11 protein-coding genes and 1 pseudogene are annotated in these 13,648 nt (G+C 47.1%); 1 reads left to right on the top strand and 11 read right to left on the bottom strand.

The window, feature by feature from the left end; all coding sequences use genetic code 11:
- Positions 1-54 precede the first annotated feature (54 nt).
- Positions 55-957 (top strand): AraC family transcriptional regulator, encoded by a 903-nt coding sequence (locus tag RE628_RS07380; protein WP_309158165.1) that lies wholly within the window; start codon positions 55-57, stop codon positions 955-957.
- Between the two features lie 251 nt (positions 958-1,208).
- On the opposite strand, the pseudogene RE628_RS07375 reads toward RE628_RS07380, so the two are convergent.
- The 11 genes and pseudogenes from RE628_RS07375 to RE628_RS07325 all read right to left on the bottom strand — a co-directional run bounded on the left by RE628_RS07375 (position 1,209) and on the right by RE628_RS07325 (position 13,644).
- Positions 1,209-4,069: pseudogene (locus tag RE628_RS07375) on the bottom strand (glycoside hydrolase family 3 C-terminal domain-containing protein).
- Positions 4,070-4,290: 221 nt separating this feature from the next.
- The gene (locus tag RE628_RS07370; RefSeq protein ID WP_309158164.1) at positions 4,291-5,850 is read right to left on the bottom strand and encodes a response regulator transcription factor; all 1,560 of its coding nucleotides are present in this window, start codon (positions 5,848-5,850) and stop codon (positions 4,291-4,293) included.
- A gap of 143 nt (positions 5,851-5,993) precedes the next feature.
- Entirely contained in the window at positions 5,994-6,128 is a 135-nt protein-coding gene (locus RE628_RS07365; RefSeq protein WP_309158163.1) for a hypothetical protein, read from the bottom strand.
- A 20-nt stretch (positions 6,129-6,148) separates the two neighbouring features.
- A complete protein-coding gene (locus tag RE628_RS07360) occupies positions 6,149-6,823 on the bottom strand; it encodes an ABC transporter substrate-binding protein (protein WP_309158162.1) in 675 nt (224 codons plus the stop codon).
- 10 nt (positions 6,824-6,833) lie between these two features.
- Positions 6,834-7,004 carry a hypothetical protein gene (locus tag RE628_RS07355; protein WP_309158161.1) on the bottom strand — a complete coding sequence of 57 codons (171 nt, stop codon included), beginning with the start codon at positions 7,002-7,004 and terminating at the stop codon, positions 6,834-6,836.
- A gap of 244 nt (positions 7,005-7,248) precedes the next feature.
- A complete protein-coding gene (locus RE628_RS07350) occupies positions 7,249-8,331 on the bottom strand; it encodes an ABC transporter ATP-binding protein (RefSeq protein ID WP_309158159.1) in 1,083 nt (360 codons plus the stop codon).
- Between the two features lie 50 nt (positions 8,332-8,381).
- Complete coding sequence (locus RE628_RS07345) at positions 8,382-10,040, bottom strand: ABC transporter permease (protein ID WP_309158157.1); 1,659 nt, start codon at positions 10,038-10,040, stop codon at positions 8,382-8,384.
- Positions 10,041-10,316: 276 nt separating this feature from the next.
- Positions 10,317-10,925 carry an extracellular solute-binding protein gene (locus tag RE628_RS07340; RefSeq protein ID WP_309159400.1) on the bottom strand — a complete coding sequence of 203 codons (609 nt, stop codon included), beginning with the start codon at positions 10,923-10,925 and terminating at the stop codon, positions 10,317-10,319.
- The gene (locus RE628_RS07335; RefSeq protein ID WP_309158156.1) at positions 10,921-11,355 is read right to left on the bottom strand and encodes a type 2 periplasmic-binding domain-containing protein; all 435 of its coding nucleotides are present in this window, start codon (positions 11,353-11,355) and stop codon (positions 10,921-10,923) included. The genes RE628_RS07340 and RE628_RS07335 overlap by 5 nt, the downstream gene beginning before the upstream one ends.
- Positions 11,356-11,377: 22 nt before the next feature.
- The gene (locus RE628_RS07330; RefSeq protein ID WP_309158155.1) at positions 11,378-12,166 is read right to left on the bottom strand and encodes a DUF3919 family protein; all 789 of its coding nucleotides are present in this window, start codon (positions 12,164-12,166) and stop codon (positions 11,378-11,380) included.
- A gap of 32 nt (positions 12,167-12,198) precedes the next feature.
- A complete protein-coding gene (locus tag RE628_RS07325; protein WP_309158154.1) occupies positions 12,199-13,644 on the bottom strand; it encodes a sensor histidine kinase in 1,446 nt (481 codons plus the stop codon).
- Between the last annotated feature and the right edge of the window lie 4 nt (positions 13,645-13,648).

The raw sequence follows: 13,648 nt of genomic DNA, 5'->3' as shown, positions 1-13,648 counted from the left end.
AAACTAACATAATTCGGCGATAATATAACACTATATTGACGAGGTGAGTGAAGTATGGACCAAGCTCTGCGCCGTTCCCTTAAAGAAATCAAAATGCATGGCAGTGAGCTCATCCCCTTTGGCACTTACTGGTATAGTTACGGGCCTGGCGAGCATGTTATAGACTGCCATTGGCATGATGAAGCTGAAATTTTCTATTGCGCACAAGGTAGTACCCTGTTCCAGGTCGATACCGATTATTTTCTGGTCGAGGCAGGGGAAGCCGTCTATATCGACGGCGGCGATATCCATGCCGCGCACGCATATGGCGACGAAGGCTGTAGCTTCTTCTCCTTTGTATTTAATACGAACCTGCTTGCCAGTGCTAATTATGATGCAGTCCAGGAAAATCTGATCATCCCTCTGCAGGAAAGAAGAGCAACGCTGCCAAGGCTGATCAAACAGCAGGAAGACTACGAGCTTAAGCTACTGAGTCATATTACGGCTATTAAGAACAGCTGCCAGGACCGGCTGCCCGGTTATGAAGGAGCTGTCAAAGGGCATCTCTATCTAATGCTGTCTGAATTGTTAAGCCAGGATCGAGCATGCAATCGGACAACTAGCAATCGCAGCGAATCTTCGAAAATTGAGCGATTGAAGACGGTCATCCAATACATCCAGCACAATTACGAACGTCCGATCCGGCTATCTGAATTAGCGGCGTTGATCCCGATGAGCGAGGGACAATTTTGCCGTTTCTTCAAATCTATGACCCGGCAAACTCCGATGGATTATATTAATTCCTACCGGATTCGCCAGGCCGTCGAATTACTCAGGCAAATGGATCGGAAAATATCCGATATTGCACTCGAAGTTGGCTATGATAATATCAGTTATTTCATCCGTGTCTTCCGAAAGTCGATGAACTGCTCGCCTTCGGAATTTCGTAAGAAGCTGCAGGAGTCGATGGAGGGATGATCTCGCTTAACTAATGATAGTTCAAGGCAGCCGGGTGAAATGTTCTTCCGATCGCTGTTGTTCGCGGATTTCTTTGATTTAATAAAATCAAATAAGGTAGAAATCCGCTCACAAAGGCGAACGCAGCATATGCTTCCGAAGCAGCTTTCTTTCAGAAAGCTCTCAGCTTCTCCACATTTCACCACGGTTCAATATTCTGTACGGTTTCGTCTTTAGAATATTGAACCCTCTTGCCTATTCCAGCTCTTTTCCTAGTTAACTATCCGGAAGCGGCTTACCTGTACTTCGCCCTTCAGCGTTAGATACACATCGTGCCTACCAGTGCATTGTTCTAGTGGAACCCTTACTGTCGTCCAAGCCTGGTGTCCGCCTGTAGCGAGAACTTTGCAGCTACTTACTGCTGGGCCGTCAGGACGATCCAAAGTCACAATAATCTCTCCACCCTTGATATTTCCGGAGACTCTAGCTTCTAGCAGTGAGTTATCTTCTCCCAAATCTACGTCATGAAAAGCAATCCAGCCCTCTTCTTGGCGAAGTGCAATGCTCTCTCCGCCTTCACGGCACTCATCGATGTAAACGCCGCTGTAATCATCGTAATTCACTGCCTTAACCAATTCGTGAAGCGAACGAGGCGGAACAATCTCACCTTCAACCTTAAGCACCGTAGACAGCTTTACAATTTCCGAAGATGGACCTACCCAGATCGTATACTCACCGCTCTCTACGCAATAACGTTCACGGGTGACATCCCAAATAGCAAGCTCCGATGCCTTCAATTCAAAGCTGACGATCTGTGACACTCCCGCTTCAAGATGAATTCGCTGAAATCCTTTCAACGTCTTGAGTGGACGAACTACGCGTGAAGAATTCGCTCTAACATAGAGCTGTACCACTTCATCTCCACCCATTTTTCCAATGTTGCTCACCTTTACGGATACCGTAACGGAACCGTCCGCATCGACTGTCGAGTTGCTCAGCGAGAGATCATCATAAGCAAATTGGGTGTAGCTCAGCCCATGTCCAAATGGATACAATACCTCTCCATCAAAATATTGATAGGTCCGTCTTCCCTTGATGATGTCATAATCCATCAGCTCTGGCAGCTGGGATACTGATTTATACCAGGTCGTATTAAGTCGTCCCGCCGGATTATAATTTCCGTACAAAACATCTGCAACCGCATGTCCTAATTCCTGTCCAGCATGAGAAGTGAAGAGCATCGCAGGGACGTGTTCCTTCTCCCAATTCACGGCGAACGGGTAACTGCCCACAATAACGACGACGATGTTAGGATTTGCGGCATGAACGGCCGAATCAATGCCTGCTGTGCCGGAGGTAATACAATATCCGGGCGATCGATCGTCTCCTTACCGTTGATAAACGGACTATTGCCGACGACAACAATCGCCGTATCCGCTTGACTGGCGGCATTTACCGCTTCCTGGATGCCATCGGATAAAACTTCCACAATAAATTCATCCGCGCTTGCTGAGGTCGAACCTACTACGATAGTTCCTGCCGCTGTCGCGCCTGTTCCGACATCACCCACGACCAGATAGCCATGCTCATCCTGAACAATCGGCTTGCCTTCCCATGATTTCATCAGTAAGCCACCGCCCGCAGTTGGTTCGAAATCGAAGGCCTCCTTCACGAACCAGCCCTTAGCTTCGTCGGCAAACGCAGCCAGACCTGTATCTGTCTCCGTAACATACTTACCGCAGCTCTGTGCTCTTAACGTTACATTGCCCCAGCCCCAGTCATTGCGTTCGAACACTTCGGCCTGCTCTGCATCTGTACAGGTAGCCTCCAGCCTGTTGTCATCCACCTTGGATAGGACAACATACTTGCCTGTTACAGCTGAGCGGATCCGTACGCGGTCAAACCCGTTATGGAACCGGACGGAACGGCCCGTCATTTTTTCCTCGATTCCTTGCAGCGGAGTCACCCGGTACTTCGGAGTTCCGCTGTACCAATCCGTAAATGCCTCATCCGCCAACGGGCCGATCACCGCAACGGAATCCATATCAGGCTTCAATGGAAGCAAGCCATCATTTTTCAATAAGACGATTGACTCCCGAGCCGCTCTTAACGACAAGGCCGAATGCTCAGGAGCGCAAAGCTTCGATTCCGGTACATGACTGTACGGATTTCGTTCAGCCGGATCGAATTCACCTAGACGGACGCGGACACGGAATGTGTTACGAAGCGCACGATCAAGATCCTTTTCAGTGAGCAAGCCCTGGTCCAGAGCATCATGCAGCGCCTGAAAAGAAATATCCTGCTCATCCGTCATACTGTCTATGCCAGCCATCACCGAACCGGCTACCGCTTCGGCGTAAGAATCCACATAATGGTGATCCATTACCGTGCCGAGTACATCCCCCGCATCGCCTACGACGAAGCCATTCATTCCCCATTCGCCCTTCACGATCTCATTCACTTCATTATTGAAATTGCACGGCCTTCCATTAATTCCGTTATAGGCGGTCATCATCGAACCTGCCTTGCCTTCTCGGAATGGCATCTCAAATGCCTTCAAATAATATTCTCTTTTATTTCGTGGGTCGATGCTCACAGAAGCACTGCCCCGATCCACTTCGTTATTGTTGCCGTAGAAGTGCTTTAGCGTTGCTACCGTCTTATAATAGAATGGATGATCTCCCTGCATACCCTTCACAAGCCCTGTAGATAGAACACCGGTCAAGTGAGGATCCTCCCCATAGGCTTCCTCATTACGCCCCCAACGAGGATCACGTTCCATATCGACAGTGGGCGCCCATATCGTCAACCCATTTATCGCCGGATCGCGCTGATAGTAAACGCGAGCTTCGTCGCCAACTACACTACCGATCTTGTTCATCAAATCCGCATCCCAGGTACAGGCTAGGCCGATATTTTGCGGAAATACCGTCGCTTCGCCTAGCCAGGCAACACCATGTGCTCCTTCCGTACCATGTTTGTATTTATGCACGCCAAGATGCGGAATCTCCGCTTGGTATTGGCACATCAATTGAACCTTCTCTTCTAAAGTAAATCTCGATATTAAATCATTCACGCGCTCTTCCAGCGGCAAATCAGGATTCTGAAAAGGATAACATTCTTCCGTATTCATAGGATTCCAACCTCGTCTCTACAGATTAGTAATGAAAGCGTTTTTAAGAATAGTGGGGATTATACCTCACTGAGGTCTATCATAACTTGCATCCATTCTGGTTCATACACAGATAATTAGATGCATTTTCATATAGAAATTTAACTTGCCCAAGTCTGACCCACACTAAAAAAGAGCACAGTACCCCTTATCGGACTACCGAGCTCCTATATAATTACGGATCATTCATTACCTACCTTCTTGCGGTAAGCAGATGGGGATGTGCCTACATATTTTCGAAATTTGGCGTGAAAATAGTCGACATTCGTATACCCTACCTTCTCGGCCACCTGATAAACCTTCAGGCCATCCTCCAAATAACCCTTAGCATTCTCAATTCTCACTTTATCCAGATAAGTATTGAAATACTCGCCTGTCTCATTCTTGAACAATTTCCCCAAATACGCACTATTATAATTGAAAACTCCTGATAAAGTCTCCAGTTTCAAATTGTCGCGGAAATTGCGGTGAATAAGATCAAGCATGATTCTGACCTCGCGATGCTTACCGGTATCCTCACCCGATGATGGGGCTATCGATTGCAGCAATGATTCGGCATGTTTGAACATTTCCCCAATTGTACGAACACGATAGATATCTGCGACTTGATCGCAGTATCCCTTGCACTGGTTCTGCAGCTCAGGTCTCTGCTTCAATTCCCTTCCATATATCAAGGTCAGTAGCTCAACAAATCTCTGCTTGATCTCTGCTTCGTTTAAGCGCAGTCTTATCAGCGTATGTCCAAACTCGACTATCCATTGCTTGACAGCATCAAGATTCCCGGATTCCATGGCATAATATAGGTGCTCTTCTACACTATCGCTGCTCTTCTCTTGAACCCCTAATTCAGCCACAGCCGCATGACTCCGAATCTTGCTTAACAGCTCTCCTGACAACAGTCTGCCTCGATCGAAGAAAAATTGCAGCTTGATCAATTCAAGCGCAGAAGTATAAGAATGGGGAATATCACTTAGTTCCTGAACCCGATCTCCTAATACGATTGTGATCTCCGCTCCGCCACTCCCCTGCAGCTCTTGATACACATCATCATATTCCACTTCAAGTAGTGGTTCCTTTAACAATACGCCAACATAACCATGATGGCTAAATACATAGCCGCGGCCGCACTCTTCAAAGCGGGTATTCAGCTTCCGACGCAGCACAATAAGCTCATTTTTGTCATTCTTCTCATTCTGCGCAGAGACGACGAGCAAGACTTGATACTTTTTCCAGAGTAGCTCGAGTCGATCTGCCTGCTCGTGAAGCGTAAATTCATCATGATCCATCGCTCCGGACAAGATGGATTGAATGAACGCTTCACGTGTCCACTCCTTTGAGACATCCTGCCATAGCGATGCCTTCTTCGCCTCATCCATGACCTTCTTGATGCTATGCAAATATTGAATTAGCTCGTCCTCATCAACTGGCTTGAGCAAGTATCCGTCTGTTCGGTTCGCAATCGCTATCTTGGCATACTCAAAATCTGCATAACCGCTCAAGATCAAAATATGTAGCTGCGGATCTTCCTCACGCAGCCTTTGGATCAATTGCAAACCGTCCATTCCTGGCATGCGGATGTCCGCGATCACCAGTTCAGGCGAATGAATCCGATACTTCTCCAGCGCTTCTTCTCCATTGGATGCCGTATCAGCTACGGAGAATCCGTAGAGCTCCCAGTCAATAAACATCCTGAGCCCTTCTCTTTGCTTCGGCTCATCATCGACAATCAGCACCTTATACATCCCACAACCCCCTACCGGAATATGATATCCAGTATAAAAGCGTTTACATCTTTGATTATATTACTTTATACACGAGCTACTCCTGCATAATTATGCCTACTTGTTGCACTATTTTGATCTTTACCGACCAAACTCTACGAGCTTTAACTATCCCCTTCCCGCCACTTAGCAAGCAATTGCTCACGATGCTCCGCAGCCGTATCGAATCGGTACGTTGGCAAGAGATGATCCAGATTGACGGTAGTTAACAAGGGGTGAACCTGAATATTGGGAAGCACGGGAAAGGAAAAGGCCGAATTCATATAATCCGTCTGCGCGCTACGTGACAGGACGAAATCTGCAAGCTTCTTTGCCGCTGCTTTATTATCTCCCCCTTAAGGATCGACACAGCTCCGATCTCCCAGCCGGCTTGAGGAGGAACCACAGACTGAATGGCATAGCCTGAATTCCTAAATCGTAGCTGATCGCCCATAAAGCTCACGACGGCAGCGACCTCACCTTGAGCCAGCCGCTGTGCCGAGCTGATTCCTGAGAAAGTGGTCGATGCACATTGCTGTTTCAGCGCATGTACCAGAGCGGTTGCCTGATCCTCACCACGCTCTTGGGCCAGCGAAGCAAGCAGTGTATACCCTGTTCCAGACGTCTCCGGGTCAGGAATCTCGATTTTGCCCTTCAGTTCGGGACGTAGCAGGTCCTCATAGCGCTCCGGTAACGGCAAGTCAGCCAGCTGAGGATCCTGTTTCCATACCTGCTCATTGACTCCAATCGCCAGTGGCCCCATATACATGCCCGTCCAATAGCCCTGCCTGTCCTTATACTTATCGGGGATCAGATCGCTAGAGCGTGGTGAATAACGAATCAGCTTGCCGCCGTTCTTCAATTGCTCATGCAAATCCGCCGGGCCGCCCAGGACGACATCAATACCCGTCTTATTCATCGATAACAGATGGTAGCTCGCCTCGCCGCCAGACATCCGAATGACCTCATAAGATATGCCGTCTCTTTTTGAACTTCTCTAGCAGAATACGCGACTCATCCTCCTGAAAAATAACATATACTTTAAGCGGCTGATTGTTTTTCTGTCCGGGATAAACCAACGTTGCAACAATTACGGCAACGACAAGCAGTCCAAAAATAACGCCTTTCTTCTTCAAATGAAATCCCCCCGTTAGACAAGCCCGAAAGTCTGACCTTTTGAACAGCTTATTCGGCATCGAATCTTGAATTCAGCCGGGCCTTCCGGTGCTCACGTACCCACTACGTACGCTACGCTCCGCAGTCCCTTGCTTCATCCAACCTTCTCGGTGCTGAAAACTGGCCTTTTTGAACACACACTTTAATGAACGCCAAAAAAAGGAAAACAATTGTCTTCCTTTTTCTGGATTATTCCCCTCTGTATCAATTACTCTTTTTAATAATATGAATTTTATCAGCAGCCGCACTCATTTGGACGACACCTTCAAAGTGTGTCTTTCCAATGTCATAGGCATCAACGATCCACTCACTGCCGACTTCATCGACTAAGAAATATCGTTCCTTCTCACCAAGGAACATCGATGATTTGATAATTCCCGTCATTTTGAATTCACCGGCTTCTGGCTGTTTAATACGTAAGGACTCCGGCCGAACGCACAAGTGAACTGTCTCGCCGACGATAAGTCTTTCTTTGCTGGTTACAGTTACAGTATCTCCAGCCTGGCCATATCGAACCGTGACCATTTCTCCCTCGCTTTTCTCAACAACCGCATCAATGAAGTTTGTTGTACCGATAAAGTCAGCTACGTATTGAGTACGAGGCTCATAATAAATTTCATGCGGCGTACCGTACTGATCAATAGCGCCTTTGTTAAATACCACGATATAGTCGGACATCGACAACGCTTCAAGCTGATCATGCGTTACATATATAACGGTTAGTCCCAACTCCTGTTGAAGGGTCCTCAGCTCAACACGTACCTCTTCACGCAATTTAGCATCAAGGTTACTGAGCGGTTCATCCAGCAGGATAATCGGTGAGTTCATCACCAAAGCGCGGGCCATTGCAACGCGCTGCTGCTGACCACCTGACATTTCATGCGGATACCGCTCTTCAAGTCCGGTTAATTTGACCTGGGCCATAGCCCCCTCGACCCGTTGCTGAACTTCCCCTTCAGGTCTCTTCTGAATATCAAGCCCATAAGCGATATTATCAAAAACTGTCATATGAGGAAATAGTGCATATTCCTGGAATACCATCGGGGTGCCCCGTTTATATGGAGGCAGGTCGTTGACTAGTTTGTCGTCAATCCAGACCTCGCCCTTATCAACGGTGTAGAAGCCTGCGATGGACCGAAGTAATGTTGTCTTACCGCAACCACTCGGACCGAGGAAGGTAATGAACTTGCCCCGTTCTATTTGTAGGTTTATATCTTTCAGGACATGGTTATTGCCGAACACCTTATTTACGTTTTTTAAATCTAGCAGGATATTGGATTCCATCATGCCCACTCCCTTCTATTTAACTACCTCTTCTTCTAACGATGTTCAAACCTCTAGAAATCAAATATTTTTACTTTCGACCGGAAGATCAACTTGATAATTCCAAGCGTGCCCAGCGTCGCGCCCATCAGTCCGACTGCTACGGCAGCCGCCCAATAATAGGTTCCCGTCTCGGCATAGTTGAAGATCGATACCGCAGCAACAACCCATTTAGGGGTGATTAAGAAGATAATCGTACTTAACGTATTCATATTTTTCATAAACGCATAGACAAAATTGGCTACGACGGTCTTTTGCAGCATTGGGAATACGACTGTTGTCAACGTCTTACGGCTGTTCGCACCAAGGTTGGTAGCAGCTTCCTCGATCGATTTATCCACTTGCTTGAAAGCGGCGGTTAACCCGCGATACCCGACAGGCATCTGTTTCAATAGCATTGCGATAACAATTAGCACCGCAGAACCTTGCAAGATGATCGGCCCTTTGCTAAAAGTAACAATCAAGGCAAGTCCGACAAAGGTTCCCGGAAGAGCGATTGGTAGAACCGCGCTGAAATCAAGTAATTTTTTACCCGGAAAAGGCTTGCGAACAATGATATAAGCTAGAACAAGAGCAAACGCAACCGCCAGCACAGCACTAACCAGCGACAATACTAAACTGTTCATAACTGCTGGACTTGATGAACTGAATACTACTTTTCTGATATGATCCAATGTAAACGCGTTATCACGGCCAAAGTTCTTCGTAAAGGCAAACAGAATCGTAATACCGAACATCATGATAATGAACAACGAAATTAAACTGTTAAAAGTAAAGAGCATTGCATCTGTTTTTTTGGATGTAGTGATCCGTTTCAGACCAGATACTGGTTTACCCGAAACCGTTTGGTAGGAGCCTTTTGACAGCACCTTGTTCTGCAACCAGAATACGAGCAGTGCAGGAATAACAAGGATAATCCCCATTACAGAAGCCAATCCTGGCTCATTATTAATGATCTCACCGTAAATTTCAACAGCGAGCAGTGAATAGTTACCGCCAATCAGCTTCGGATTTCCGAAATCGGCGAAACAGTTAATTGCTACAAGCAGGAAGGCGTTAATTACACCTGGAAGTGCAAGCTTAAACGTAATCGTGCGGAACAATTTGAAACCTCGTGCTCCGAGATTTTGCGCTGCAATCTCCAGATTTGGTGAGATGGCACGAAGTACGCCGGTTATGGTCATATAGGCCAGTGGAAAATAGGATATCGTCTGAACGATCCATAATCCCGGTAATCCGTACAAATCGAGTTCGAAATTAAAGTTGCTATACAGCCATTGCGAGATCATGCCGCCGCGGCCAAATAGAAGCAGGAATGCCAGACCGCTCATGACCGAAGGAGCTAGTAACGGAATGAACGCGATGAAGCGGAAGAACTTCTTCCCCTTAATGTTGCTGTAATTAATAGCATAGGCATATATAAAACCAACAGTCGTTGCTGTAATCGCTGAAAGCGATGAACTGACAATCGTATTCATTAATGCCTTGGAATAACGTGGCTTGCTAAAGAATGTCCCCCAGCTGTCGAATCCGGATGAGAAGACGACGACAATTAACGGGTAAATGACAAACAGTCCAAGGAAAATAAAGCTGGTCAGGACGAGCACGAGCGATGAAGGATCCTTGAAGAGCCTTTTGATCGACTCCCCAATGCCTTTTTTTTCTTTCATCATAGGGGCGACTCCCACCTTTCTACTGTCTATTAGGCGTGTTCAAAAAGGTCGGTTTTCAGCACCGAGAAGGTTGGATGAAGCTAGGCCTGAGGAGCGGAGCGTACGTAGTTTGTACGTGAGCACCGGAAGGCCCGGCTGAATTCAAGATTCGATGTCGAATAAGCTTTCAGTGTTACTTCGTGATCAAAAGCGGACTTTTTGAATTACCTCTATTAGGGGCACGAACTCATCAGTTACTTCGAAGGTCCGGCGCCCCTTCTATGCTAAGTGGCTCTCTTATTTCAAATCTTTCAACGCGCTCTGTAATTCCTTGCGCTGCTCAGCAGCCTTCAGAAGATCATAGGAGCTGTTATAATTCGTCGATTTGATATCGATACCGCCTTCTGGAATCGGCACGGAAGCCTTAACAGACACCGCATAGGCGGATTGTGTATAAATTTCTCCTGGTTCATTCGTAAGCATGTAATCCATCAATTTCTTCGCTGCTTCCGTATTCGGACCATTCTTCACGATCGACAGCGCGCCTACTTCATAACCAGCAGCTTCAGGCACAATACTCGTAATCGGATTACCTTGATATTTAATTTTCAATTGGTCGCCAAGGAACGTAATCCCGATGGTGTATTCGCCTTTGGCTGCTTTTTGGATCGGCTCAATACCGGACTTTGGTCTTTCTTTCAAATTAGGCAGGAGCTCCTTCATATAATTCAGCATTTCATCATCGCCCCATACTTGGGCAAGGGAAGCTACAGCTGTATATGCAGTACCCGAGGTTGCCGGGTCGGACATGCCAATTTCGCCTTTGAATTTAGGATCTGTCAGTTCTTTGAATGATTGAGGATATGGAGCATCGCCAAATTTCTCTTTCCAGCGATTCTCGTTAATTCCGATAGCTACAGGGTTCAGGTAGAAACCGTGTCCAGTAGCCGTCCTTATCTTTCATATTGTCAGCAATATCGGACGCATTCGGTGATGCATAGGCTTCCAACGAGCCAGCTTCCTTCAATACCTGGTGGGAATCGGCCGGGCCGCCCATCAGGAAGTCGGCTTGCGGATTCGACATTTCATTCTGGATCCGCGATACAGCCTCACCACTAGGCAGACGCAGAATATCATAATCAATTCCGGTCTCCGCTTTAAATTTGTCTAGAATTTTACGTGCTTCTTCCTCCTGGAAGATGGAATAGACGGTAATTTTCTGTTTTTCTTTCCCGCCGAACACTCCGGATTTGTACATAAAGAACCCCGCTACTAATACGATAACAATGACCGATAGAATAATGACCGAGCCGCTATTTTTTTTATTTCTCGCCATTTCGGTAAACCACCCTTCATGTTCAATATGAGGTATCGTTTAACTTGAAATAGGCTCTTTGATTCGTCTCATCCAACAGGTCGTATACGACGATGTAAGCGTTGTTATATCGATCCAGATGAATCCAGTGCTTCTTCGTCTGCTCGCCGCCGCTAAGCTGGATTACAAAATGCGCATCCGGCGGTTGCTGCAGATCTGTAAAATGACTGAAATCGATAATGCGCGTGGACGCAGTAATCTGTTCAGCAAGCTCCTTCCTCTCATCTTGTGAGAGAATCGTAAGCTTGCCCACATCAAGCGTGAACACATCGTTCTTCCCGTTCTCTACCGCAGAACCAATCATCGCGGCGGTCAGGATCTTATCGATTAGCGTGCTCTGTAGCTTGCGAATACCCGCGCTTACATCCAGCGAGTTGACCAGCTCGTTACCAAATTGGAACGCGCCCGTCTCCACCTGAAATGGAACATCCTCCTGATCCAGATATGTCATTCTTCCTGTAAGCAGCAGTCTAGGTGTCTGTTTTTGTGCCTGCTGCTTACCAGCCGACAGAAGCCCGGAGAATGAGGATTTCAATTTCAGTAATTCCTTCGGATCTTCAATAGAAACTGTGCCAAGGCCCGGATAGGTAATATCAACACGCATCGGTACGCCGGATATACGTTCAAGCTGATCTTGCTGAGGCGGCACGATTTGTACAACGTCGACGGGAATCCGGAAGGAATAGGCACAGATACCAATGAGCAAGCATCCGATAATGACCTGAAGCAGGATGAGGCGAAACCATGAAAGCCCTTTCTTGTCCTCTGCCATTAACTTTACCCTCCACTTATATCAAAAGAATTTTAGATTTGTATCAGTTTTGTAACAGCGCTTACATTTGGTGGGTGGATCGAAAATTGAAGTCTGACCTCCGTTCCTTGCCCTTCTTCACTAATCATAGAGATGCTCCCGTCCTGAAGCTCCATGAACTGCTTGCAGATCGGCAGTCCAAGGCCATGAGAATTCTCAGAGATCACGCGCCCTTGCTTCTCTTCCGCCGGCAGGAACAGCATCTCTTTCTCCTGCTCGGATATGCCTTTGCCATTATCCACAATCCTGACGATACCTGAGCACTCATCATGAAGAAGCTCGATATGAAGCAACGTGCAGTCGCTATGCTTAATGGCGTTATCGATCACGTTGAACAGCACCTGCTGCGTACGCTTAGGATCGAGATAGACCGTGCAGGGTAGGACTTTCACCGAGGTGAGTATATTCGATTTCTGAAGCGTCGGCTGAAGAACACGTAGGGTATCCGTAATAATATTGCCTAGTTCAGCCTGCTCCAGCGCAATATGCCAAGCTTCTTCCCCTTTTAGCGAGGTCTGCAGCAGATCCTCGACCATGTTCAATAAGCGTGTGCTCTCCTTGCGGATATAGAAATTACAATCTTGAATATCCTCCATCCGGTCTATCCTGGCCATCAGATCCGAGAAGCCGATAATGGAGGTGAGAGGTGTCTTTAGTTCATGGGTAATGTTATCGTAAAAAGCTTTCTGCTTACCCTGTTCATAGTGGAGCATATCGATATGATGCCGCAGTGCATCCGACATATGGTTGAAATCTCGCGCCAATTCGCCAACCTCATCGTGGGTGTTCACCACGATCTTACGGCTGAAATCGCGAGCAGATACCAATTTGAGTGCTTGCTGCAGCGCATGCAGAGGCCTCATCAGAAATGAGGAAAAAGAATAGCTTGCCAGAAGTGAGAGCGCAAGACAGCCCAGCGCTGCCCCGATAAACCAGTTACGCATCTGATTCATCGTCTCTATATTCTCATGAAGATCCAGCAGATAACGGAATCCGCCTACGATCCTCCCCTCATACCAGAAGGGAACGGAATAGATTAAATATCTCGTCCCCTCTCCCTCGGCAATAACCGTTGCCGTATCGCCTGATAGCGCGGACTTGATATCGTCCCGCTTCAGCAAATTCTCCTTGTCGCTGCTGCTACCTACAATCGTCTCATCGGGCGCGAACAACTGCACTTGAAAGTTAATGCTGGACCCGAGGTGAGAAGCGATGAAGGGAGCGTACTTGCCCGAGAACAACTGCTCGATATCGATCTTCTGGTCATTCACAATTTTCAGTGCTTCGATCCGGTGCAGTGCGGAATATTGGCTTAATGTCTGGGTATCGCTCTCTATCATGCTCTTGTTAAGTGTATAAGTAACGGTGAAGTACATCGCTGTAAGCAACATAACGATCGTAACTGCATGCTGAATGAACATTTTATTGCGCAGCCCCATATCC

The sequence above is a fragment of the Paenibacillus sp. D2_2 genome (assembly GCF_031199965.1).
Lineage (GTDB): Bacteria > Bacillota > Bacilli > Paenibacillales > Paenibacillaceae > Fontibacillus.
Note: the sequence above shows the minus strand (reverse complement) of the source record. Positions and strands in the feature narration are given on the sequence as shown.

Excerpts from the sequence above, each read along its gene's own strand:
- RE628_RS07380 (WP_309158165.1), top strand. The coding sequence starts at position 55 with ATGGACCAAGCTCTGCGCCGTTCCCTTAAAGAAATCAAAATGCATGGC.
- RE628_RS07370 (WP_309158164.1), bottom strand. The coding sequence starts at position 5,850 with ATGTATAAGGTGCTGATTGTCGATGATGAGCCGAAGCAAAGAGAAGGG.
- RE628_RS07360 (WP_309158162.1), bottom strand. The coding sequence starts at position 6,823 with ATGTCTGGCGGCGAGGCGAGCTACCATCTGTTATCGATGAATAAGACG.
- RE628_RS07350 (WP_309158159.1), bottom strand. The coding sequence starts at position 8,331 with ATGATGGAATCCAATATCCTGCTAGATTTAAAAAACGTAAATAAGGTG.
- RE628_RS07345 (WP_309158157.1), bottom strand. The coding sequence starts at position 10,040 with ATGATGAAAGAAAAAAAAGGCATTGGGGAGTCGATCAAAAGGCTCTTC.
- RE628_RS07335 (WP_309158156.1), bottom strand. The coding sequence starts at position 11,355 with ATGGCGAGAAATAAAAAAAATAGCGGCTCGGTCATTATTCTATCGGTC.
- RE628_RS07330 (WP_309158155.1), bottom strand. The coding sequence starts at position 12,166 with ATGGCAGAGGACAAGAAAGGGCTTTCATGGTTTCGCCTCATCCTGCTT.
- RE628_RS07325 (WP_309158154.1), bottom strand. The coding sequence starts at position 13,644 with ATGGGGCTGCGCAATAAAATGTTCATTCAGCATGCAGTTACGATCGTT.